Origin of the sequence: Bacteroides ihuae, from assembly GCF_900104585.1 — a bacterium.
GTDB classification, from domain to species: domain Bacteria; phylum Bacteroidota; class Bacteroidia; order Bacteroidales; family Bacteroidaceae; genus Bacteroides; species Bacteroides ihuae.
Map to the genome: position 1 here is coordinate 1,164,406 of NZ_FNVX01000005.1, position 20,273 is coordinate 1,184,678.

Annotated in this window: 35 protein-coding genes, 1 tRNA gene and 1 pseudogene; 8 read left to right on the forward strand and 29 right to left on the reverse strand. The window is 35.9% G+C overall.

Annotated features, from left to right (window positions below):
- Positions 1-55 precede the first annotated feature (55 nt).
- The 3 genes from BQ5338_RS10325 to BQ5338_RS10335 form a co-directional block, all read right to left on the reverse strand.
- Positions 56-418, reverse strand: a complete 363-nt coding sequence (locus tag BQ5338_RS10325; protein WP_071146697.1) for a hypothetical protein — start codon at positions 416-418, stop codon at positions 56-58.
- Positions 419-443: 25 nt separating this feature from the next.
- A tRNA-Asn gene (locus BQ5338_RS10330) sits at positions 444-517 on the reverse strand.
- Between the two features lie 175 nt (positions 518-692).
- A complete protein-coding gene (locus BQ5338_RS10335) occupies positions 693-932 on the reverse strand; it encodes a hypothetical protein (protein WP_071146698.1) in 240 nt (79 codons plus the stop codon).
- 183 nt (positions 933-1,115) lie between these two features.
- Here BQ5338_RS10335 and BQ5338_RS10340 point away from each other — a divergent pair, with 183 nt between their 5' ends.
- Complete coding sequence (locus tag BQ5338_RS10340) at positions 1,116-1,409, forward strand: helix-turn-helix domain-containing protein (protein WP_071146699.1); 294 nt, start codon at positions 1,116-1,118, stop codon at positions 1,407-1,409.
- A gap of 21 nt (positions 1,410-1,430) precedes the next feature.
- A complete protein-coding gene (locus BQ5338_RS10345; protein WP_071146700.1) occupies positions 1,431-2,030 on the forward strand; it encodes a hypothetical protein in 600 nt (199 codons plus the stop codon).
- Between the two features lie 56 nt (positions 2,031-2,086).
- Here BQ5338_RS10345 and BQ5338_RS10350 read toward each other — a convergent pair whose 3' ends face one another.
- On the reverse strand, positions 2,087-2,524 hold the full coding sequence (locus tag BQ5338_RS10350) for a hypothetical protein (RefSeq protein WP_071146701.1): 438 nt from the start codon (positions 2,522-2,524) through the stop codon (positions 2,087-2,089).
- Between the two features lie 294 nt (positions 2,525-2,818).
- Between BQ5338_RS10350 and BQ5338_RS10355 the strand changes: the two genes are divergently transcribed.
- Positions 2,819-3,526 (forward strand): hypothetical protein, encoded by a 708-nt coding sequence (locus BQ5338_RS10355; RefSeq protein WP_071146702.1) that lies wholly within the window; start codon positions 2,819-2,821, stop codon positions 3,524-3,526.
- Between the two features lie 127 nt (positions 3,527-3,653).
- Here the strand turns inward: BQ5338_RS10355 and BQ5338_RS16950 are convergent, their stop codons facing one another.
- From BQ5338_RS16950 to BQ5338_RS16930, 3 genes and pseudogenes are all read right to left on the reverse strand, one after another.
- Positions 3,654-3,803: a hypothetical protein gene (locus BQ5338_RS16950; protein ID WP_162841097.1), complete on the reverse strand. Its 150-nt coding sequence runs from the start codon at positions 3,801-3,803 to the stop codon at positions 3,654-3,656.
- Positions 3,804-3,833: 30 nt separating this feature from the next.
- A pseudogene (locus BQ5338_RS17045) lies at positions 3,834-3,986 on the reverse strand (PcfJ domain-containing protein); the annotation flags it as partial.
- A complete protein-coding gene (locus tag BQ5338_RS16930) occupies positions 3,985-4,170 on the reverse strand; it encodes a hypothetical protein (protein WP_162493556.1) in 186 nt (61 codons plus the stop codon). The gene BQ5338_RS16930 and the pseudogene BQ5338_RS17045, both read right to left, overlap by 2 nt.
- A gap of 60 nt (positions 4,171-4,230) precedes the next feature.
- Between BQ5338_RS16930 and BQ5338_RS10360 the strand changes: the two genes are divergently transcribed.
- The gene (locus BQ5338_RS10360) at positions 4,231-4,857 is read left to right on the forward strand and encodes a hypothetical protein (RefSeq protein WP_071146703.1); all 627 of its coding nucleotides are present in this window, start codon (positions 4,231-4,233) and stop codon (positions 4,855-4,857) included.
- Positions 4,858-4,999: 142 nt separating this feature from the next.
- Here the strand turns inward: BQ5338_RS10360 and BQ5338_RS10365 are convergent, their stop codons facing one another.
- From BQ5338_RS10365 to BQ5338_RS10455, 21 genes are all read right to left on the reverse strand, one after another.
- Positions 5,000-5,425 carry a hypothetical protein gene (locus tag BQ5338_RS10365; protein ID WP_071146704.1) on the reverse strand — a complete coding sequence of 142 codons (426 nt, stop codon included), beginning with the start codon at positions 5,423-5,425 and terminating at the stop codon, positions 5,000-5,002.
- A 371-nt stretch (positions 5,426-5,796) separates the two neighbouring features.
- Positions 5,797-6,591, reverse strand: coding sequence for a phosphoadenosine phosphosulfate reductase domain-containing protein (locus tag BQ5338_RS10370; protein ID WP_071146705.1), 795 nt, complete (start codon positions 6,589-6,591; stop codon positions 5,797-5,799).
- 534 nt (positions 6,592-7,125) lie between these two features.
- Positions 7,126-7,482: a hypothetical protein gene (locus tag BQ5338_RS10375; RefSeq protein WP_071146706.1), complete on the reverse strand. Its 357-nt coding sequence runs from the start codon at positions 7,480-7,482 to the stop codon at positions 7,126-7,128.
- The gene (locus tag BQ5338_RS10380; RefSeq protein ID WP_071146707.1) at positions 7,479-7,661 is read right to left on the reverse strand and encodes a hypothetical protein; all 183 of its coding nucleotides are present in this window, start codon (positions 7,659-7,661) and stop codon (positions 7,479-7,481) included. The genes BQ5338_RS10375 and BQ5338_RS10380 overlap by 4 nt, the downstream gene beginning before the upstream one ends.
- The gene (locus BQ5338_RS10385; RefSeq protein WP_071146708.1) at positions 7,658-8,239 is read right to left on the reverse strand and encodes a DUF6633 family protein; all 582 of its coding nucleotides are present in this window, start codon (positions 8,237-8,239) and stop codon (positions 7,658-7,660) included. The genes BQ5338_RS10380 and BQ5338_RS10385 overlap by 4 nt, the downstream gene beginning before the upstream one ends.
- Positions 8,205-9,092 carry a hypothetical protein gene (locus tag BQ5338_RS10390; protein ID WP_071146709.1) on the reverse strand — a complete coding sequence of 296 codons (888 nt, stop codon included), beginning with the start codon at positions 9,090-9,092 and terminating at the stop codon, positions 8,205-8,207. Before BQ5338_RS10390 ends, BQ5338_RS10385 begins: the two co-directional genes overlap by 35 nt.
- Before the next feature lie 24 nt (positions 9,093-9,116).
- The gene (locus BQ5338_RS10395; protein WP_071146710.1) at positions 9,117-10,286 is read right to left on the reverse strand and encodes a DEAD/DEAH box helicase; all 1,170 of its coding nucleotides are present in this window, start codon (positions 10,284-10,286) and stop codon (positions 9,117-9,119) included.
- The gene (locus tag BQ5338_RS10400) at positions 10,279-10,488 is read right to left on the reverse strand and encodes a putative quorum-sensing-regulated virulence factor (RefSeq protein ID WP_071146711.1); all 210 of its coding nucleotides are present in this window, start codon (positions 10,486-10,488) and stop codon (positions 10,279-10,281) included. Before BQ5338_RS10400 ends, BQ5338_RS10395 begins: the two co-directional genes overlap by 8 nt.
- Positions 10,485-10,952 (reverse strand): recombination protein NinG, encoded by a 468-nt coding sequence (locus BQ5338_RS10405; RefSeq protein ID WP_071146712.1) that lies wholly within the window; start codon positions 10,950-10,952, stop codon positions 10,485-10,487. The genes BQ5338_RS10400 and BQ5338_RS10405 overlap by 4 nt, the downstream gene beginning before the upstream one ends.
- Positions 10,953-11,202: 250 nt before the next feature.
- On the reverse strand, positions 11,203-11,940 hold the full coding sequence (locus BQ5338_RS10410; protein WP_071146713.1) for a hypothetical protein: 738 nt from the start codon (positions 11,938-11,940) through the stop codon (positions 11,203-11,205).
- The gene (locus BQ5338_RS10415; RefSeq protein ID WP_071146714.1) at positions 11,937-12,368 is read right to left on the reverse strand and encodes a hypothetical protein; all 432 of its coding nucleotides are present in this window, start codon (positions 12,366-12,368) and stop codon (positions 11,937-11,939) included. Before BQ5338_RS10415 ends, BQ5338_RS10410 begins: the two co-directional genes overlap by 4 nt.
- Positions 12,369-12,379: 11 nt before the next feature.
- Positions 12,380-12,817 (reverse strand): NinB/YbcN family protein, encoded by a 438-nt coding sequence (locus tag BQ5338_RS10420; protein ID WP_071146715.1) that lies wholly within the window; start codon positions 12,815-12,817, stop codon positions 12,380-12,382.
- Positions 12,814-13,635, reverse strand: coding sequence for an HNH endonuclease (locus tag BQ5338_RS10425; RefSeq protein WP_071146716.1), 822 nt, complete (start codon positions 13,633-13,635; stop codon positions 12,814-12,816). Before BQ5338_RS10425 ends, BQ5338_RS10420 begins: the two co-directional genes overlap by 4 nt.
- A complete protein-coding gene (locus tag BQ5338_RS10430) occupies positions 13,632-14,462 on the reverse strand; it encodes a DUF1351 domain-containing protein (protein WP_071146717.1) in 831 nt (276 codons plus the stop codon). Before BQ5338_RS10430 ends, BQ5338_RS10425 begins: the two co-directional genes overlap by 4 nt.
- Positions 14,459-15,409: an ATP-binding protein gene (locus BQ5338_RS10435; protein ID WP_071146889.1), complete on the reverse strand. Its 951-nt coding sequence runs from the start codon at positions 15,407-15,409 to the stop codon at positions 14,459-14,461. The genes BQ5338_RS10430 and BQ5338_RS10435 overlap by 4 nt, the downstream gene beginning before the upstream one ends.
- Positions 15,410-15,428: 19 nt before the next feature.
- On the reverse strand, positions 15,429-15,725 hold the full coding sequence (locus BQ5338_RS10440; protein WP_235816402.1) for a hypothetical protein: 297 nt from the start codon (positions 15,723-15,725) through the stop codon (positions 15,429-15,431).
- Positions 15,722-15,964: a hypothetical protein gene (locus BQ5338_RS10445; RefSeq protein ID WP_071146718.1), complete on the reverse strand. Its 243-nt coding sequence runs from the start codon at positions 15,962-15,964 to the stop codon at positions 15,722-15,724. The genes BQ5338_RS10440 and BQ5338_RS10445 overlap by 4 nt, the downstream gene beginning before the upstream one ends.
- Before the next feature lie 83 nt (positions 15,965-16,047).
- On the reverse strand, positions 16,048-16,197 hold the full coding sequence (locus BQ5338_RS16865; RefSeq protein ID WP_159431324.1) for a hypothetical protein: 150 nt from the start codon (positions 16,195-16,197) through the stop codon (positions 16,048-16,050).
- 99 nt (positions 16,198-16,296) lie between these two features.
- Complete coding sequence (locus tag BQ5338_RS10450; RefSeq protein ID WP_071146719.1) at positions 16,297-16,521, reverse strand: hypothetical protein; 225 nt, start codon at positions 16,519-16,521, stop codon at positions 16,297-16,299.
- On the reverse strand, positions 16,505-16,693 hold the full coding sequence (locus tag BQ5338_RS16730) for a hypothetical protein (RefSeq protein ID WP_139265224.1): 189 nt from the start codon (positions 16,691-16,693) through the stop codon (positions 16,505-16,507). The genes BQ5338_RS10450 and BQ5338_RS16730 overlap by 17 nt, the downstream gene beginning before the upstream one ends.
- Positions 16,694-17,023: 330 nt before the next feature.
- Positions 17,024-17,344, reverse strand: coding sequence for an SH3 beta-barrel fold-containing protein (locus tag BQ5338_RS10455; RefSeq protein ID WP_071146720.1), 321 nt, complete (start codon positions 17,342-17,344; stop codon positions 17,024-17,026).
- A gap of 198 nt (positions 17,345-17,542) precedes the next feature.
- Here BQ5338_RS10455 and BQ5338_RS10460 point away from each other — a divergent pair, with 198 nt between their 5' ends.
- On the forward strand, positions 17,543-17,947 hold the full coding sequence (locus BQ5338_RS10460) for a hypothetical protein (RefSeq protein WP_071146721.1): 405 nt from the start codon (positions 17,543-17,545) through the stop codon (positions 17,945-17,947).
- Positions 17,948-17,953: 6 nt separating this feature from the next.
- Here the strand turns inward: BQ5338_RS10460 and BQ5338_RS16870 are convergent, their stop codons facing one another.
- Positions 17,954-18,094, reverse strand: a complete 141-nt coding sequence (locus tag BQ5338_RS16870; RefSeq protein WP_159431325.1) for a hypothetical protein — start codon at positions 18,092-18,094, stop codon at positions 17,954-17,956.
- A 126-nt stretch (positions 18,095-18,220) separates the two neighbouring features.
- Here BQ5338_RS16870 and BQ5338_RS10465 point away from each other — a divergent pair, with 126 nt between their 5' ends.
- The 3 genes from BQ5338_RS10465 (at position 18,221) to BQ5338_RS10475 (ending at position 20,174) form a co-directional block, all read left to right on the forward strand.
- On the forward strand, positions 18,221-18,931 hold the full coding sequence (locus BQ5338_RS10465; RefSeq protein WP_071146722.1) for a S24 family peptidase: 711 nt from the start codon (positions 18,221-18,223) through the stop codon (positions 18,929-18,931).
- A 24-nt stretch (positions 18,932-18,955) separates the two neighbouring features.
- Positions 18,956-19,525, forward strand: coding sequence for a DUF4468 domain-containing protein (locus BQ5338_RS10470; protein WP_071146723.1), 570 nt, complete (start codon positions 18,956-18,958; stop codon positions 19,523-19,525).
- 175 nt (positions 19,526-19,700) lie between these two features.
- Positions 19,701-20,174 carry a hypothetical protein gene (locus BQ5338_RS10475; protein ID WP_139265225.1) on the forward strand — a complete coding sequence of 158 codons (474 nt, stop codon included), beginning with the start codon at positions 19,701-19,703 and terminating at the stop codon, positions 20,172-20,174.
- Positions 20,175-20,273: the final 99 nt, after the last annotated feature.

Below are 20,273 nucleotides of genomic sequence, written 5' to 3' on the forward strand. Positions count from 1 at the left end.
TGGCTGTTGCACTTGTACCAACTTTAATTCTGACTCAGCTAAATAATTTTATAGATTAAACATTCCTTTCGATTACCTTACCCAAGTCGTAAACGACCTGAGCGGCAACATATTCTTCACCTTGGTCTTGATAGGTTATCAGTTCATGGTTTTCATCTTCAAACAACTCTATCTTTGCCCCTGTTACCTCTACGATAGCATAAGGTCTCGTGCCTTTGTACTCACCAGTGAGAAACTTGATAGCATCATACTTTCGGGGTTGTAAGACACCATCAACCTCTTTCACATAGCCTTCTTCATCAAGCTCACAATACTTTTTCTGTGAGTTTGGCCGTATCTCTCTAAACTCTTGCTTCTTCTTACCAGCTAAGATCTCATCAAAGAACTTCTGTTTTATTGAAAGCGTTAGGATATTCATAATCGTGTAAATTAAATTAATGCTGCGGACAATATAGGACTCGAACCTACAACCTTTGCGTTAACAGCGCATTGCTCTTGACCATTGAGCTAATTATCCAAGTGTTGCGGGAGACGCGTTCGAATCGTCTGCTCTACCAAGTCAAAGTAGCAAGTTACCATATACTCTATCCCGCTGATAATACCTCAAAGGTACTAACACGCACTAAGTTAGAGAAATTTTCTAAATTGCTACGTACGACAATAAAGCCATTGTCGTACATTTATCATCAACATTAATAGCCTGAACTCTTTAACATGCCTTTAGCTAGAAAATTGATGTAGTTCATAACATCACCATTCATAAAGTCTATCTTTCTAAATGTATTCTCTACTTGCTTTCTAATGTTTGCAGGCATTGAATAGATAAAGTCGATTAGCATTTGAATCGTTAAGCCGAAATTGCCTTCATTCTCTAATAGGTTTGTTTCTGAACTAATATTCTTCTCTTCTAATAATATTTCTAAATACTTCATAATCGTATGTCTCTAATTAGTTATACATTTACAGGTCTTTCTTCTATACAAATGTAGTATATATATAATACACAACAATACTACAACAGTTAAATAATGTTAGTTAATTATATTACATAGTGTTGTAATATTGTAGTATATCTATTTTACTCCTATATTTGCATTACACTAAAAATCAGTGATATGCTAAAATTAGAAGATGCAATGAAAGAGAAAGGCGTAGGTGTTACCGAGTTAGCCGAACGCCTTGGAGTAAATAGACAAACAGTCTATTACTACATAAAGCAAGGAGATAAAAACCCACTGTCCCAGTTACAGAAAATTGCCTATGCTTTGGGTATATCTGTCCTTGATCTAATTGTAGAGGAAAAAGAGGAAGGTGTTATCATTTGCCCCAACTGTGGAAAGCGTTTTAAGATGGAAGACTCCCACATCCCTCAACGTGAAAACATACGTGGAAAAGAATACTATCAATAATAATTTTATCAAAATAACAAAATGGAAACAGCAACAAAAAATTCATCCCTAATGCGTGATGACACAAAAGGTTACGATGGTCAAATAGAGGCTATCATGGACTACATAATTTCATGGACATTAAGAAGATCACAACAAGAATTTTCCAAGAAAGCCCCTCTTTTATATGAATATTCACGTAATATACTTGGTAAGTTACTAGGTATCACAATGGATGATTCAGTATCTATTTCCAATGTAAATGTAAAAAAGCAACATCTAAGAATTGATTTATGGGTAAATGTAACTCTATCTGTTAAAGGAATAGACGAGAGACATGCTATCTTGATTGAGAACAAGGCATATAGTTACCCTCATTTGTCAAGAGATGAGGATGGAGAATACAGATCTCAATTAGAAGTATATAAAAAGAAATTTGATACAGAATGTGAAGAGGTCAAAATATCGAAAAGACATTATATATTAATCACTTGTCATGAAGATGAAAAGCATCTAACTTTGCTGAAAAATGAGTGCGAAAACTACAACTTTGAAGTATTATCTTTAACTGATATACAAAGCAATGGCGTTAATGACACTGAGAGTGATTTATTTAATGAGTTTTGGCTTAGATATTGGTAATAATAAAGCCGGAGCTTCAAACTCCGGCTTTTCTTTTCGTGCTATGGAAAGCACATTCATAAAACTAACCCTTTAACTTTCAATCGACTAACAATTTCGGTGTAAAGGTATTCTATATCCCTACTAAAATCAGCATAGTTTTGATACAAGAACACGACATCAGCGCAATTGTCGGATATCGTGCTTTTAGAATGGACACCTAGGACTTTGGACATCTCTTCCCGCAATCCACAGGCGGTTTTTCCACCGGCTAATGTACTGGGTGAAAACAAGTACAAAATGATAAAGATAAATTTCTTCCTTTGTGTTACACTGTCAACATCCGGCGGACAGTTCATTTCGTTTAGCGCTTCAATAAATACCTTGTAGATTTCGCCAATAATGCTTCTATCTGTCAATATTGGAGTAGCTAAGGCGTTTTCTTCTTCTGAGAGTTCTGACTTTTCGATTCTGATCTTTTTAAGTCGAATAATTCTATCAAATTTGAGTTCCATAACACGATTAATTTTAAAATAAATAGTATTTTTGTATTGTAATCGTGTAAGGGAGGATTCAGTGGTGGTGCGCTTGGTTCTCCTTTTTTTTATTTTATCGGCCTATGCCTTTCTTAGATAGTCCTGTTCTTCTCATCAATGCCCCTACTCCGCACCATTGCAGAATAGATAGCACCCAAAAGAAAAAGGAGCTTGATAAAAGCCCCTTTCAAAACAGTTAATACAATTTATTTCCTAACTTTATCATTTGGACATATCATTATTTTTATATTTCTTTGCAAGAAAATCTATAATATGAAACTAATCGTAAACATTGTTATTATTCTAATAACTATCTTAGCTTTAATCATTATTGTGGTTATTGGTTTGGATGTACAAAACCTTAAATGGGGCTCTTCGGCAAATGCTCAAGACATAAATAGCATTTTAATTAATTTATCATATAGCTATATAGCTGGTGCCATTTTTTACTTTTTGGTTACAACCATACCTTTTTATTTGAGAAGAAAGAAAATAAATATTGTCATTAAAGACAGGCTAAATATTATTTCAGCAAGTACACAAACAATCATATTTGCTTATGATCCATCATCAATCAATTTTACGCTTGAACAAATAGAAAAGATAGATTTGGACAGAGTTAATGAAGAAGAGCTATTGAATCTTTTTAAAAGATCAACAGTTTTTAATATTTCAAATGTTGCAAGACAAGTTCTTCCACAAGCAAATAGTACAATTTTTTTCACTGTAAAACAGCTTTTACAAAAAATTGACAAAACCATTGAAGAAACACTTAGCTACTATTTTAATTATCTTTCTGAAGAACAAATTATTCTTTTAAATAAGGTAAAGAACTCAGAGTTCAAGAACATGATTTCTTCATCTACTGATGATATTCTTAATAGGTCTATATTTAGTCAGCCTCAAGTAATTAATTCTTTAGCAGAATATTTTATAGTCTTTTGGAAAGACGTAAAAAAACTAAATAGCATATCAAAATAACCAATTTCTTCTTCATTTGTTGGCATATTGCAAACTATAAGCGCAATGCATATGCTTCCTAATGAATCGCAATGCTTTGGTTTTCATATCAGTCTGCGTCCAAATTTACAATATCAATACTATTAAGCTACTTTAAGACCCTCAAAATATCTTCTTGAAAATCCAAGACTTTCGGATTACGAATTGCCCTTTTCATATTTTTCAACGAATACTCCTGCAATTTAATCAGAGTTAGTATATCATGTACCAACTCAAGTGTCACTTCTTTCTTCTTCATCTCTTCTGTTTTTATCCTACTTCAATTAAATCAAGATGCTATTTTTTGACGAATCAATCCAATATTTCTCCGTACAAGCCTTACTATTCGGTCGTGATATTCCGTACTCTTATTGCATACGCCACGAGACTGGACCACATCCAAGGTTTTGAGATTAACCTCGACTGTCTCGATGCGCTTGTCACCAACACGTGTATTCCGGTACAAACATCCAGATGCAGACATATAGAATCGCTCCGAAGAAAAGTAGGGTGTATAACCATGCTGGAGCATAGGTTTTAGTTAGCGTTCCTGCTGTTACTATACCCAAAAGAAAAAGGAGCTTAATAAAAGCCCCTTTCAATACCGTAGAAAAAAAACATTTCATTTGATTCAACTTTAATTAATACTTATTATTTTTGCCAATATTTATAATCAACATGTTATTATGGAAAACGAAGGGAATGAAAATAAAGGAGATAAATTGCTTTATTCATTACATGAGCAATTTGCTGAGAACCAGAATCATCATCAAGGGATTTTTATTCAATTATTAGTTTCTCTATTAGTTTTATTTGGAGGATTCGGATATGTATTTGTTCATACAAAAGAAGATATAGAATATTCTCAAACATACATAAATGACTTTTTTTTCTCTAACTCAATACTTCTTTCCGTTTCACTAGTTGTTATATTAGTGCTTTTATTACTTAATCTAATCGTACTCCATTTGGGCTATTCTTTTAGAAGAGATCAATATTTAAATATGAAAATAAGGATGCATATTTTAAAAGAGGAATATAGTAATATTTTTGACGAGCTTTATAACCCATTAAATAAAAAGTATTGGTCTTATTTACCGAATTTTTACGCTATTTTCTTTTGGGCTATTACCATTTCACAAATTGTGATTTTTGCAGCAATATGTGGAAAAGGAGGACTTGTAAACTTTAATAAATATTCGTTCTATCTTATCGAATTATCATTATGTATTTTGGCAATAGTTTCATCATTTATATACTATAGAAAATCATATAATAAATACAAAAAATTAGAACGAAACAAAAATAATTGACTCTTTAATGATATATATATATCATTTTCACACTTGTTTCTCCAACCCAAATTCCGTATCATTAAAACACTAATAGACAGCATCATTACTCTTTGCTATTACTACGAATACCACCCTCACAAAGAGTAGTACAGTTTTTGCACTAGGGTATAAACTGTTCTCCTAATTCATCAATATTACAAAGTATCCTTTCGTAGATTTTATACATCAATTCCGGCTCCTGCTTTTCGGGAGAATAGACAAACACACGTTTACCTGCTCCAGCCATCCAACCGGCTTCAGTATTGGCACTACGTCCACATGGCAATACCATGACGCAAATATCAGCCCATTGCATAGCATTGAAATCAGAGTTAAAGCCGTCAATAGCAACAGGATGGTTTAATGCTTCCCTGTATTGTTCGGTAGTCCAGTTCTGCCAATTAGGATCGACTGTCGACCATTGGAATCCTGTTCGTCCGGGAGGGTTCCTAAAGTCATATACTTCGTGTCCTAAACTCCTGAGAACTTTTATCACTTCTTGCTGGCATTGGTTGCGCCAGCTACTTGCTACATAAATTTTTGCCATAATATTTATTTATCCTTATAACATTTATTGATATATTTGCGGTGGTTAGCGTTTGCTATTACCTTAAAATAGCTGTAGATAAGCTAACTGGGATCATTTATATGATTCAATTTATTAGGTTTTATAATTTTTTTTTTTGCAACTAAAAATTTTAAAAAAAACAGAAAAGGAAACATTTAAATTTGAGTTTAGCACGAATAATAGTAGTAGCTTCTCAGTTAAGGAAAGTTTCATGACAAGGTTCATACTTGTCATTTTAGAATTTGGTACTGTCATTTCTATTTTGAAATGGATTATCATTCCTTTATTTTTATAATGGATTGAATGTAAAAGAGGGTAATGTTTAATTAGCCTCTTTTCTTATTAGCAGATTATCTTATATCGTTGATCTTTATTTCCCCATTCATTACGTGTTTTACCTGCCTATCTAAAAGTTCTTGAAATTCGATTTGACAGATAAGCGAGCAATCGGGGATAATTTCATGCACTAGATCACCTCTATTAGGGGCAAGTTCATCAAGGAAGATTCGCCCATTATCATCTTTTAAGCAAGTAGCATTCACTTCACGTTCAATTATGGCTATTTCATTGAATACACCAGGGAAGTCTTTTCTGATCTTATTCCAGTAGCCCATTCCTCCTTTTACGCAACCAATGCAATTGTTATTATTATACCCCATTTTGTACATTACGGGAATTTCTATCCCGGCTTTCCATAACATACCTAAAGCATCGGACTTGGTTATTCCCTTTTCAATAAGGGGAAAGAGTGGCTTTGTGTGTGGATGCTGCTGTTTAAATCTTATTGCACGATTAATTTCTTTAGGACTAAAATCAAATCCCCACACTTGTCCATCCCATTCTTTTAGTTCATCTTCTAAAGCGTAACGGACTTTCTTCTTTAACTCAAGCGTACATGTCGCTCCATTGGGACTATTTATGAACTTCTTTTTCCGAAGAACTTCCGAAACGTTATTATATTTATCGTTCCGAATAGTGCGTATCTTTTGCCCATACCAATGTTCACAATCTGACAAGAAACGTGTGTTATCAGGGTGTGATGAGCCTGTTTCTATATAGTATATCTGTACATTTTCATATAGACTTAATGCTATTTTACAAGCTACTGCGGATGTTGCTCCACAAGAAAACCATGCTATTATCATTGTTGTACTATTTTTATTTATAATTTTGCACTTAAATATGCTTAGTTGTATCTTTTAGCCTTGTTTCGTGCGCTCTTGGCTTCACACCTCCAACTTACTTCCAGTTAGTTCTGGGAGGGATTTCAATCTTTAATAGTTTAGGAAAGGAGATTTCAAAGATGAACAAAACAATTACTAGGGCGGTAGGGGCTATTGCGGCGGGACCGAAGGAAAGTCGTGTGACACAAGCTAAGAGTAACCATTATACAATGAAGGCCACTGGGGGTTCGATTCCCTGCCCCGCCACTAGAGAGGTGTTATAAGCACCTCTCTTTTTAGTTAATTATTAACATGATTACGTTAAATAGTTAACAACAACACGCTTCCTATTAAACCATGTTATAAATGAAGCCACAGAGCGGCTAAAATTTGCTATTATCCTAGATTGCAGTATCTTTGTACTGTGTTTTTCATAGTATTAGATTTAAGGTTAACAAAGGTTGGAGTCAGGCGTGACTCCTTTTTTATTTTATGTCTATTGAGTTAGCAAGTAAATCATTCACAAATCTTATCGCTATTGTTTATTGGTTCCCACTCGTTAGTTACTTTTGTCCACTCTCGGAATGATTTATCAAACTCTTCCAAGTCACTGAACATGTCCATCTTCGTCTTATTTGTTGTGATCATCATTGCAAACTCTTTAAAATATCGGTCTGCACTACGTACGAAGTCATTATGCCTCATTTTTAACTCACCAAGCAATAAGCCTTTCTTCAGCATTACCTCCGCTGCTTCATCTACTAAATCGTTTGCTTCACAGTTCAAAAGGTGAGCTGCTGATAATAGCATGTTCATTCTGTCCATACTACCATCCTCAATGGCGGCTTCTATTAGTTGTTTCTTTGGTTTCATTTGTTCCTAATTTGTATAAATCCTCTTTTTTCGGTTTCTCTTAGTAGCGGAATATCTTCCTCCCGTATTTCTGCAGGAGTTTCTCCATTGACAGTTGTGTCGGGTGTCAGATTGAATCTCTCTCTTATGCGCTGGATAGATTCAGCATCTTTTGTTACCCAATAGATGGTTAGTTTCATGGCGGTAAGAGTTGTTTTTGGGCTTCTTTGTCTCCTTTTTCGGCTCGTGCCTTGAGACTAAGGTACTCAGCGTAAGAAATTCGATTATGCCCTCTTTCTTCTATCTCTTTTTCGCATTGCAAGCGGTATTGCTCACGCTTTTGCCGTTCAATATCTACTCTTCTCTCTGTTATATAATCAAGCATAGCTCTGGTTATTTTTATCGGATCTATAACCCCGTAAAATCTTCCGTATTGACCCATTTTAAACCTAGATATGAACAGACTAATTTCTGCTACATTGACGTAGTAATACTCGGATAAAAAAAGAGAAGAGAGTTCGTTTAGCTGTTCTGGACTGAGCTTTGTTGATACCTCGGTGAAATCATTTAGTGTCCCTAGTTGAATTTTCAGCCATTCAATAGGCGTTTCATCGCCATAAGTGGATGCCAATAACCCAAGTGAAGGAATTGTGGTATTCAGTGCCAAATCTGCATGAGTTGCATTGTATCTAAGTAATTTGGATTGCATATCTGGATTATAATCCATGATGAATTGTGCAGGATCAGGGTATTTTGTTAATAATGCCCTCTGCTTCAAGCTCCGCTCTCTTTTTTGCGGCAGCTTCTCTGACGGTTGTAGAGATTGCAGTGATTGAATCAAATTTTCGCTGCTGACTATCTCGTTGATTTTTGCTAAGCCTTGTTCCATTGTAATTTCCTTCTAAAATTTTCACGTAATTAGTAGGTCTGAATATCCAATCAAAATCGCATCTCCAGTTATTGTCATTGTGACCTAAGAGAAATTGAGATTGAAGGGTATTTTTAAACACTGCCATTATAGATTGCTTTCCATGTTCGGCAGCTCTCATTTTAACGGCCTTCTTGCGCTTATCAATCATTGACGAGATACTAGGCAGTTTTCCGTTAAACATTTGATTAAAGCAGTCCATAAGAGCTACATAATCGACTTTCTCTGCATTCGTCAAAGAAAGCTCGTCTTTCTTTGGTAATCCGTTAGGATTACTTTCTTTATCTTCCTTTTCCTCTTCCTCTTCCTGCGTAGTGTTCACTATGTGTTCACCATGTGTACACGTGGTGTTTAGTGTGTGACTTACAATATCCTGTGGAATGATGAATTTCATATACCGTTTGTCAAGGATCTGATGACTATGAAAAGTGCGAATTATATAATAGCTTTCTCCTTCATGGATAATAGGTATTATCATTCGGGCTTTTTCTAAGGCGTCAAGCCACTTGCTAAGTTCTGAAACTCTTAAATTCTCATCATAAGGAAAAATCTTGGACTTTAAAAGAATTGGAGTTGCTCTGAATACCCCTTGGTCATCTGCAAAGTTCCAAAGTCCGATAAAAAATAACCTGCACGGCATTGGCAAAGAACCAATCTTTTCATCTTCCCAAAATTCGGGCTTAATTGTTCTTATTCTTGCCATCTTATTTATGGTTTATAGTCTATACTAGAAATATACATTCGTTAGTTGCTTTCCTTTCGATTCAACTTGCCAAAGTCCTTTCTTTGGCTCTACGAGTTTTAGTTCCTCAACTTTGCCAAACCTCTTCACGTTACCGCATAAGTCAACGATCCAACCACATGCCTTGTCTTTGTGCGGCCTGATAGCACGTCCCACTATCTGATAATAAAGAGCAAGTGACATAGTAGGCCTTGCCATCACGATAGTATCAAGTTCAGGATAATCAAAACCCGTAGTGAGAACCCCGACATTTGCCACTACAGGGATTTCGCCGGATTTGAAATGCTTTAATATCATTTCACGTGTTGCTTTAGGGGTTTCTCCTGAGACAATGGCACATCCGGGAATAGAATACGTTAGCCGTTCAGCCTCTTTTATAAAGCGGGTAAATACGAGTATGCCTTTGCGCTTCCCTCCTTCTATTGGATTCATAAGGCGTTGAACGATGCTAACCAGAAAGCTATAAAAGTCTATTCTTTCATATTCTCTCACAACCGACTTATCGGTATAATCCGCACCAGTTGTATTAACCCGTAGATTACCGTTATCCCATCCAGTCGGCCGTAGGTCATAGTAGTTCAATTTAGAAAGAAAGCCCTGATCAAGTAGTGTTGATATTTGAACCTGATAGATAACATCTGAAAAGATTCTCGGCCTTGTTCTAGTTATAAACTTTAGCATTGCTCCAAACTCCTGATTGGATGATAGCCTGTAAGGGGTTGCTGTTAATCCTAACACCTTACATTTCACCGTTTCGAAGAATGTCTTATACATTCCCTCTTTAGGGTTTACCAAATGAGCTTCATCTACAATGATATTTTTAAAGTGAGTAAATAGTTCAGGATGAGACCTTACACTGCCTATTGTGGCAAAAGTTATCCTGTTTATCTCTTTAGAATTGAATGAAGCTGAATAAATGGAACAATCCAATATGTCATAAGAGCATAGCTTTTTGTAGTTCTGCTCAAGTATCTCTTTTGATGGTTGAAAGACTAAAGTATGGCCATCTAACTTACTTGCTATGTCGGCAATCACCAAACTCTTTCCACTCCCTGTAGGAAGCACCATAATAGCGTTCTTATCTATTTTTTTGTCCATAAAAAAGGCCACAGCCTTATCGGATGCAGCCTGCTGATAATCACGAAGCTTATACATGACTATTTCTTTTTATTTCTTCTTGAATAACGTCAAGGTTATCTTCGATATACTCTTTAACTTCTCTATTGATAGAGCCAAAACGAGGGTTCGGTAATGTCCATTCATCATAAAGCCACATTAGGTATGATGCAGGCACATTTGCCATTTTTTTGCCTTTATATTTTCCAAAAGGCATGAGACTTTCATCAGTTAGTTTCATATCTCTTTCTCCTTTTTTAATTTCTTGTTGAGTGCCTTATAATACTTGATTAGTTGCTCATACTCGAAGTCTGAGTATTTACGAGTAATTCCTTGCTTTGCTTCCAGTAGAATGACTTTTTGCTCACCATATTTAGCAATCAATCCCTTGCGGTAATTTTGGATATTACCTTCCATGAAACGATTGCACTTTCGACACTGAGCATTGCAGTTCATTTCATCAAACCGTGTACTCATGTGCTGCCTGTTAATGTAGTGGCCGTTATCAGCTTGTTCAAATGGCTTTATATGGCCGCAACTGATACAGCGAAAACACCCATTCGGCATTGCATCACGAAGCCGGATGAAAAGGCTAAATTCTTTATCTAACTTAGCTTTCAGATCCGGCTTCTTTTTTACTGTTACCCCCATCCTATCGAACAAAGGCAAGGGTTTTTCTTTTTTCTTCTTTCGCTTATATATCATAAGATTGAATTAAAATTCGTGGAATAAGCAGGGTTCGAACCTGCACAAGTATCGTCTATTTTCGCCATTTCATTTTCTCAAGCCTTGGTTATCCGCTCTCATCGAACCTACTTTCAACTACTAATAGCCCGGTCTTGGTGACATCCTGCCATATGCGCATCTTTAGCATTCCGTTCACTGAGCTTTCATACCGTACACTCCATTATTCCATTTATGCCTACGCCAATAATTAATGGCGTAGGACTTATTATTACTGTTCAATGATTACGACATCGGGTGCAATAACCTTGATTGCCTCCAATTGATCGTCAATGACACTATTCTTGTATTCTTCGATTGCTTCGTTAGCACCAGCAGAAACAAGAGATAGAGAAACGTCCCGCCCGTCTACATCAGCGTAGATCTCAACCTCTATTTCTTCATTTGCAAAGCCCTTGAATAAAGGAATGAATAGTTTGAAAGATTTCGGCAAATTGGAATCAACCACTTGAGAATAGTTATCTACCTTACTGCCATTTTCTTCTTTGCTTCGTTCTATGTCTTGATTAACTTTTGCTTTGAAGTTTTTGAGGATGGATACAAGCTGCATATTTTGGGATTTGTCAGTAAAGAATGCCCGGTGCATCTTGATGAATAGCGAAAGCTTGTTTGGTTCCCAAGTATTATCGGTATTGATGCCGAACTCCTTCATCTCTTTTGAAAGCTCAAGTCTACCTGATATACTTGCTTGATAGTAATTGGTTTCATCAATTGTCAAGGTAACAATCATATTATCCCTGCTTACCTTGATATTAGCTGATTTCTGATTGATAAGCCCAATACGCTTTTCCAACCATTTCAAGGGCGATTCGATTGTGCCTCGAATATCTATCTTTTCCGGCTCTTTAGGTTCTAATTGGCAAGCCGCTTCGCCTTCTCTTAATACTACTTCAATCGGTGTACCGTTATAATCCTTCGGTATCACTACATTTAATTTGTTTTCACTCATGATTCTGTTCCTGTTTTATGGTTAATATTAAAAATTGTTTTTTGCATTTCCTGTGGCATGATCGGACGTGAATAAACGAGTTCGCCAAGCTTATTATAGTACCCTACCATTTTCTCTTCATGATAAAGGATTTTGGCGCATTCCTGATTTTCCACATATTCAGAACCTTTCTTGATATTTTCAAGAAGAGTCTGTTTTGTTACATTCAGAGGTTTAAGCTGCTCCTTATACTCATCTATTACCTCTTTCTTTTCTATCTCAATGTCATTGATTGAAATAGAGGTTTCAGCGAGAGATTCTTTTTTCTGTGCTAACTCGTCAGGAGTGAATCGGTGAGTATAACCGATTTCCTCAATTGCATCGGCATTGTCCTGTAAAAATTGCCATCTGTCCTTTTCTTGGACTTCTTGACCTAAAAATTTGTCCATAAATTAAATCTTTAAATAAATTCTTTATTGTATTCAATCACTTGCTTGACATGAAGCAAAAATTCCCTTTCATCTGCTGACGGCAGATAAATGCTTGCTACTGCAGAACTCCAATTTCTAAATCTCGTTATTGATAAAGCCATCTCTTCTGTGTCAAGGTCTTTAGAACTTCTAAGGTATGTTATTTCCTTACCCTGCTTGTTCACCCCTGTGCGCTCGTAGATGACTTTATTACACTTCCGTTTGTAAAAATCAACTTTTACCTCATCTATAGAGCAGCCATATTCACATGCGAACCATCCGATTATAAGATGCAAATATGAATTCTGCTTCAATGTCCTGCTGAGCCGCTTCTTTGTCTGCTCAACGACATCTTGGTTTTTTATAGCCCGCTCTGTATCTTCTCTTAGCTTTTGAGCTTCATATTCGTTGACTGTGTTATAGATCATTCCAAACCAAAGATTTTTCTATCAGTTATTAATTCTCTATTATCTTCCAAAAACCGAATGAACTCTTCACAGTGTGTGGTAAGAATCGGTATATCCCTTTCGGGAACAAAAGTGTAGCTCTCGGTATAAGTCTCTTTAAAGTCTGTAATGTTGTATTCAAAGAGCCTTACATCACTGCCGTTCTGCATCAAAGCATAGGGATATACAAGATGCTGAAAATGGTTTTTGAACTTAAAAGCAGAATATCGGCCTGTAGTCTTGATATCGTGTACAGAGGTTGGCATTAGTTCATCAATCAAACCGTAGACAAGCACATCACCAAAGCAAGTCGGTAGAACGGCTTCTACCCTTTGTTGAGTAAGTGCCCCTTTGAAATAATCGGCAAACTCTCGGCATAGAGCGATAGGGAAAAAGAAAGTTCTGTTCTTTAACGTTGCATTTAGACCAAGCAGTTTACCTTTTATTTCTTTTGATTTGTACTGAGGCATTGAATCAATATCAGGGGCATTAACATCATCCTGATAGAAATCAACTTCACTACTATAAACCCTTTCGACTATAACGGTATCACTCTTCCGATTCTCAATCATACAATCAATAACCTCGTTAAAGGCTGTCCCTCTGTCTGCCGCTTCACTATCAAAAGGCTTTCGATTAATCCTGTCTATTAATTCCTTGAACTGTTGTTCGTGAAACTCTTCCGGGTCATGTGGCGGATTCTCACTGAATCCCCAATATTTGTTCCATATTGCATCACTGTTCAGATAATCGTTGAAAGCATCCAAAAGTGTCGCATAAAATCTATAAGACGGTTTCATAACTCTATCTTTTCAAACTTAATGCCCCTGCTGTTCATGAATTCTGAAAGAGCGATGATATCCTCACGTGTGCCGGAAACTTTGAAGGCTCTGACATATACATCAGTCTGAGAAGCGGGAATCACCGTTTCTTTCTTAGGTTCAGACGCTGTTTGAGTTTGTGCAACTGGGGTAACAGCCTTTTCTGATTCTGCTTTTACTTTCTCTCTATTGGCTTTCAGGGTATTGGCATACTGTATTGTTGAGTTGATATTAAGTGTGTCGAGATACAGGGACTTTAACAAGTCTACATCTTCGCCAATAGCTTCGAGGGTTACGATATCATCCTTTATCTTGGCTATCTTTGAATCAATATCCAAATTGATATCCTTTTCCTTAGCCGTTTTATTCAGCCATTTTTCATCGAAGATCTTACTGAAAGGCACAAGGGTAAAACCTTTCCCATCATAAAGCTCTTGAATGGTGTTCTTCTTATCATCCTTATATTTTTGCTCGCTCTGTTTAACCACAACGTCAATCTTTGAAGAACATTCAGCTATGAGCTTAACGGTATCACTTACTATCTCTTTAAATTCAGAGAAAGGCTTCATAAACTCTTTCTCAAATTCAAGCCTTTTAGTATTTAAAGCCTTTGAAGCTTTATTCAACATAGCCTTGTCTTTCTTTGCAAGGTCTATGTTTGATTCATTGTAGTTTGAAATATCATAGTTTGGAAGCGAAGCTTCAACCAACGCCTTTATTTGTTTGGCGTTGGTAGTCAAGCTTCCCAGTGTCTTTTCTGACACGACCAATTCAAGGTCTTTCTCTTGAATATTTAGCTCTTTCATAATAAGCTGGGTTGAAGTTCTTTTTGAATGTACTTATTAGTCTCTTTATCCATAATCAGATTGAGAGAATTTACTTTTGCAGAGAATAAAGCTCTAGTCATATCCAGAGAGCTGCCAACATGATCGAAAGCCTTGACACGTGATGCAAAATCATTAGCAGATTTGGCATCGGTGATTAACTCAATCTGCTCTTTTATCTCTGCCATGACTTTAACATATTGTTCTGTCTCAGCCTTTTTTGCCGCTAACATGCCTAAATATGGGTTAATCACATAATCCTGAATAGCGGTATTCTTATGAGTAAGATTGCCATTTACATCAATAATCGTAGGTATTTCCATTACTGAGGGCAAATTGCAAGTGTTTTTTCCGTCGTTTCTAGTTGTTGGGTCAAACGTGATAGTTCTTTTAGTCCTGCCGTTTTCTGTTTTGGCTTCTATATATCCAAGTAGATCAAGCTCTGTCACAATTGAATTATATGATTTTTCTCTCAAGGATGGGATAAATACCGTATCATCGCCCTCTTTTCTCGTATCTCTGTGAGCGACAAACACAACATGCTTGTTAAGATCAGACAGGTTTCTCATGAAATTCGAGAACTCTTGATTTATGCCGTTCCAGTCTTTTATTACGGGAACCCTATTGCCGCACCTGTGGGTGATAATATAGTCCATCATCTTACCAATGGTATCTACAACAATAGTTTGATATCCTGATAAATTTTCTTTGAGAACATCTAATACGTCCTGCCATTTGGATATCTGTACAGTATCTACACCCACAAGATTTGCTCCATTGATACGCTTAACTCCATTATCGAAGTCGAATAACAAAGGCTTTGGGGTACTCAACGCATAAGTACTTTTACCCATACCAGCCTGACCGTAAACCATCATCTTTATATTTGATGGTAATACTAACTCGTTTGAATTTCTTATTAGTGACATGATTATTTTTATTAAAGGGTTATTTGTTAACGTATTCATCCATTTTCAAGGCGTTTAAAGCTGCTTGAATTTCTAATTTCGAGTAACATACAGGTGAATTTATAGCCTTTCCCATACGCTTTTTGTGCACTAAGCCATCGGATACCAACTTTTCTAAAAGACATGGCTTTTGACCAATGGATTTAAACCACCGATAAACTTCTCTTTGTTTTATACGATCCGCTTTCGGCTCTACCATTTTCTGATTTGCTGCTGCGCCCAACTCTGCCATATCCATGCAGATATTTTTGAGCTCATAAATTTCTAGTACAATCATTTCAGTTTGATTATTGATATATACCCGGGATGCTCAACCCTTGATACTCTATATTTAATATCAAGCTTGTTCTTAAGTTCTTTTTTAAGTCTTGCGTCCCTGTTTCGCCTTGCGGCTTCACTCTTTATTCCCGAATACCTACTGTCATCGTATGGCACTTTCAAAAGATCCCCTACCCTCATTTGATTGAATATCCCTACCGTGGTGTATTCATCTGTAATTTCAATTACTTTCTCCATATATCTGTTTTTTTAATTGTCGTCGAATAAAAAAAGGTGCACTACTTTCACAAGCAACACACCCGAACACATAAAAACACTAGTTAAACCTTGCTACACATTGAAACAGGCAGTACATCAACCGCATTACTGTTCCTGTATTTCACAGTCACCTCTTTTGTTGAAGAGTTGTAAGATACCACCGTGCCCACCTTATTAGATGTCCACGTCTTTACTTTATCACCTTTATTCATAATTATAAGTATTAAAAACCAGTCCCGTGAAGTTTCGCTTCGTCATGCCTGACTAAGCACCATTTTACACGGATGAAGGCTACTGTGTGACTGGCTTTGTTAACAAAATCTGCTTAATCCCTGTACTCTGCACAGAGCGTCATAGTCCATTCCGTCATCATAATCTTCATATTCATATTGTTCTTTGAGAATAGATTCAATATCCGCATTGATAAGAGCTAATATCTCAGACTTAGAATCGGCATTGTAGACTCTCTTAACCTCTTCTTCTGCCATAGAAGACACTCTCTCAAGCTCTTTGTATAAATCATCTAAATGTGTCATCTTTATCCTCTATTTCAAGTTCGTTCAACATGCGTTCGCTATTCTTTGATATATATAGCGAAGCGATTAGAAATACGATTGTTGGGAAAACCATTATTGCCCAATTAGAAGAAGTTATAAGCATTATTACAAAGCTTACAACCCAGATCATTACAATATGCTTTGCTTTCATAATTGTATGTATTAAAATTAGTGCCCTGTGCCTAATCGAATAGTAAAGCTCATATTTCAAACTTACACAGGGTTATTTAGACTGTTAGCGTATCCTTCGCCTATACGGAAATGCTTACTGATAAAGACTTTTCAGACTAACAGCATGTTTCTTATCTTCGATAGCCTCACTAGTAATCACCGCATCCCTGCTATACCAGTTATCTATTAGTTTGCTTTGTCGCTTTTAAACGGTTTATGAATTACACCGAAAAAAGTTTTTCATGAAATCAAAGGGCTTAGTTTTAAGTGGGCGGGTAAAATATTCACTACGTTTGCCCGCTCTATTACTTTAGGCTATTGTGAGGATGTTTTCAATTTTGAAGCATCTGAAAGCCTGTTTTTCAATATCGAAGTAGGCTACTGTCTTATCATTGCTTTTGCCATTGCCATTTACGAGTAAATCGGTGATACTTTTTAAGAGAGTACCTTGTGCAGACCTTATAGAACCGTCTGTTTTCTGATATTGAAAGCTTGCAACGCCTTTATGCATTTTCGTTATCAATTTCACGATTAACCAAGCTTTTTTAAGAGCAATTGACCAGCTCATTTGCGCAAGACTGAAAATCCTATGAGCCAAACTCATGACATCGTGTCTAAAATTCTTTTTCATCTTTTTGTTTTTATGTGTTAAACTTGTTTTTATGATTAGCAACTATTATCTTTGTTGCGCATCATCATATCGTTATCGTGATGCAAATATACTAACTAAAATAGTTATATAAAATATTATAGTAACTTTATTAGTTAGTATAACATTATTTAACCGTTAGCTTGTTTGAGAAGAGTTATACCTTATTATATAGCAGCTATGGATTTAAAATTTCACAATAAGCAGAGAACTGAAGCAATGATTGCTGTATTGGAGTATTTTCACTTTACTAGCAAAATAGATGATACGAAAGGCATAGAACTGTCGGGCGCTTATTGGGATTCTATAAAAAACGAAATCAAGGAGAGATGTGCTGCCAACTCATCCAGAGGGGACAACATAGATCCCAACAATAGGAATGGTAGGTTAGAGATTTTATTTATATGGCAAGTCGATTCTCTTATTGCGGAATACAAGAATAAGCTTAAAATAATCAAAGATGGAGAATATGATAGGGAGTTAGACAATAAAAGCAAACATGCTGCCATTAAAGCAAATAGAATATTAAAATGGGCTATTGGAATATCTGCATTAGCAGCAACAGGATTGCCGCAATACTTATAAAAATGGCTATACAGGACATTCGTAGAGCTTTTTGCACATTGTAGTAGCGAGCTGAATTTTATAATCAGAGAGAAGAGAATTTATAGCCTTTCTATCGTTCTCAGGATCGGTTAACTCCAGCCCACCGTCTTTCATTTCTTGTATCATAGCAATAAAATAAAGCGACCAACTCCAAAGTTGCGGTTTGAAGTAAAGTCCGTTAAATAAATAATCTAGTCGGTATCATCCGCAACATGATACGATGCAAATATACTAACTATTAAAGTTATTATAATGGAAAATGATAAAATAATATTAAGTGAACTTGCAAAACGCTTTTTTAAAGCAATGGAACTAGCAGAAGTAACCGCCTATAAATTAGAGCAAGATATAGGAATAAAGCAGCAGACACTAACCAAAATTAAAAATAACTTGCAGCAACCGAGTAGAAAAGCACTTGATAAATTTCTCGCTTTTTATACTAGCATAAATCCAGCATGGCTTCTTTCTGGTGTCGGAGAACCTGTACTGATAGATCAAGAAAGAAAAGAAAAGGAAATAGATATATCTCCATCCGATATAAGAGAAGGCGTGTACTCAGGAGCACTTGTTTACAACCTTGATGGAACTTGTGGAACAGCAGAAAGAGATATGATCTTCACTAATGACAATGTCATAGGCTCCATCAGTCTTCCTGAAATAAACCCATCTTCCAAAATAGTTAGAGCTAACGGAGATAGTATGGAACCAGTCATTTTTGACGGAGACAAAGTAGTACTTCACCAAATATATAACTTCGATGAAATATTCTACGGTCAAATATACCTCATCCTTTTAGAGGAGTACAGAATGATCAAATACATTCGGAAGTACGAACCAGACGAAGATAATTATATCATTTTAAGAAGCCGAAACAAGGAATATGATGATATCAAGCTACACAGAAGCAAAATAAAAAAGCTTTTTGTAGTGGAGAATATTTTATCAGTGAAAACACAATTATAAGAGACAAGTAAACATTAAAAAATAATGAGGAGGATTTTATTAATAACGCTATTAGTCTTTTGCACTGCAAATATTTGTGCTCAAGACACTATTGATTTCAGACTTCAATATGATGGAAGTTATCTGAATCATGACGACAAAAAGAATTATGTAGTAATTCCCTTTGAAGGAAAGACAAAAGAGGATCTGTATTCAAAAGTTCTAGTTGCAATAAATAAAGCATATAATTCACCTAAAGATGTTATAAGCAAGGTTGATGGAGAAATTCTCTCAGTCAATGGCGTTATTCAGGACTGCGTACTTTTGAGAGGAATAATGGGCAGTAAATCTTTCTACTCAATACAATACGTTTTGCAGTTCCAATTTAAGGATGCTAAAGTAAAAGTCGATGCGCCTGTAATAGTACGTTTTTTCTCTGATGATAAGCCAAATAATATATTTCTTCCAAGATGGTTAAAAGCGGAAAAAGTATTTAAAAACGGCAAACAAAATTATCTAAAACAAGAAATAATTAACGGATTCAATAAACCATTGAATAATTCGATAAAGAACATTTTGTCAAATATGGATGACAAACAAGAAGACGATTGGTAATTATTGGAAGATGAAGAAATGATGGAAATCGAAGGAAGTCGGATACTTCACTTATACAAAGTTGTAGGGAAGTTGGCAAGAACGCAAATGTAAGCGTACGCACTTTCACTTAACTCAAACAAAAAATTTACAAGCAAACAAAAATACGCTTAACAGACTAAATATCTATAGAATAATGAAAAGAATTTTATTTTTAATGGTAGTTGCATTGGCGATTACTGGATGTAATGGAGGTGACGAGCTTAAAATCGAAACTAGTATGTGGTATTACGCCAAAACGCAATATAGCGGAAACAATAAACTAACAGCCACATTCTGTTTTTTCAAAGATGGTGACTACGATCCAACCACATTTGAATACAAACCTTATTCTTCACCATCTAATGTATGGGAAGATGCCAATATAAAAACGACATCAGGGGAGATTGTGAAATCTTTCTTTATTGATATTGTACTGAAATCAGACAGCGGAACAGGCACTTATAATTGTTCGCCAGGTAACTACTATGTAGTAGTAATGATCAATAGCAATGACGAAGGGATAATATGGAAGGCAGAGCATATCTCTGTAACGAAAAACAAAATCACCATGATCGACCCAACATTTAAGGATACCTACACATCTGGATATCTAAATTGGAATGAATGACATTGGCTGATATTTCTTGCAAGAACAAATATATATCAAGTTGCTCGTTCAAGCAATTCCACGAACAAGCCAAAAGGTATCCCCTTTTAGGAATGAAAA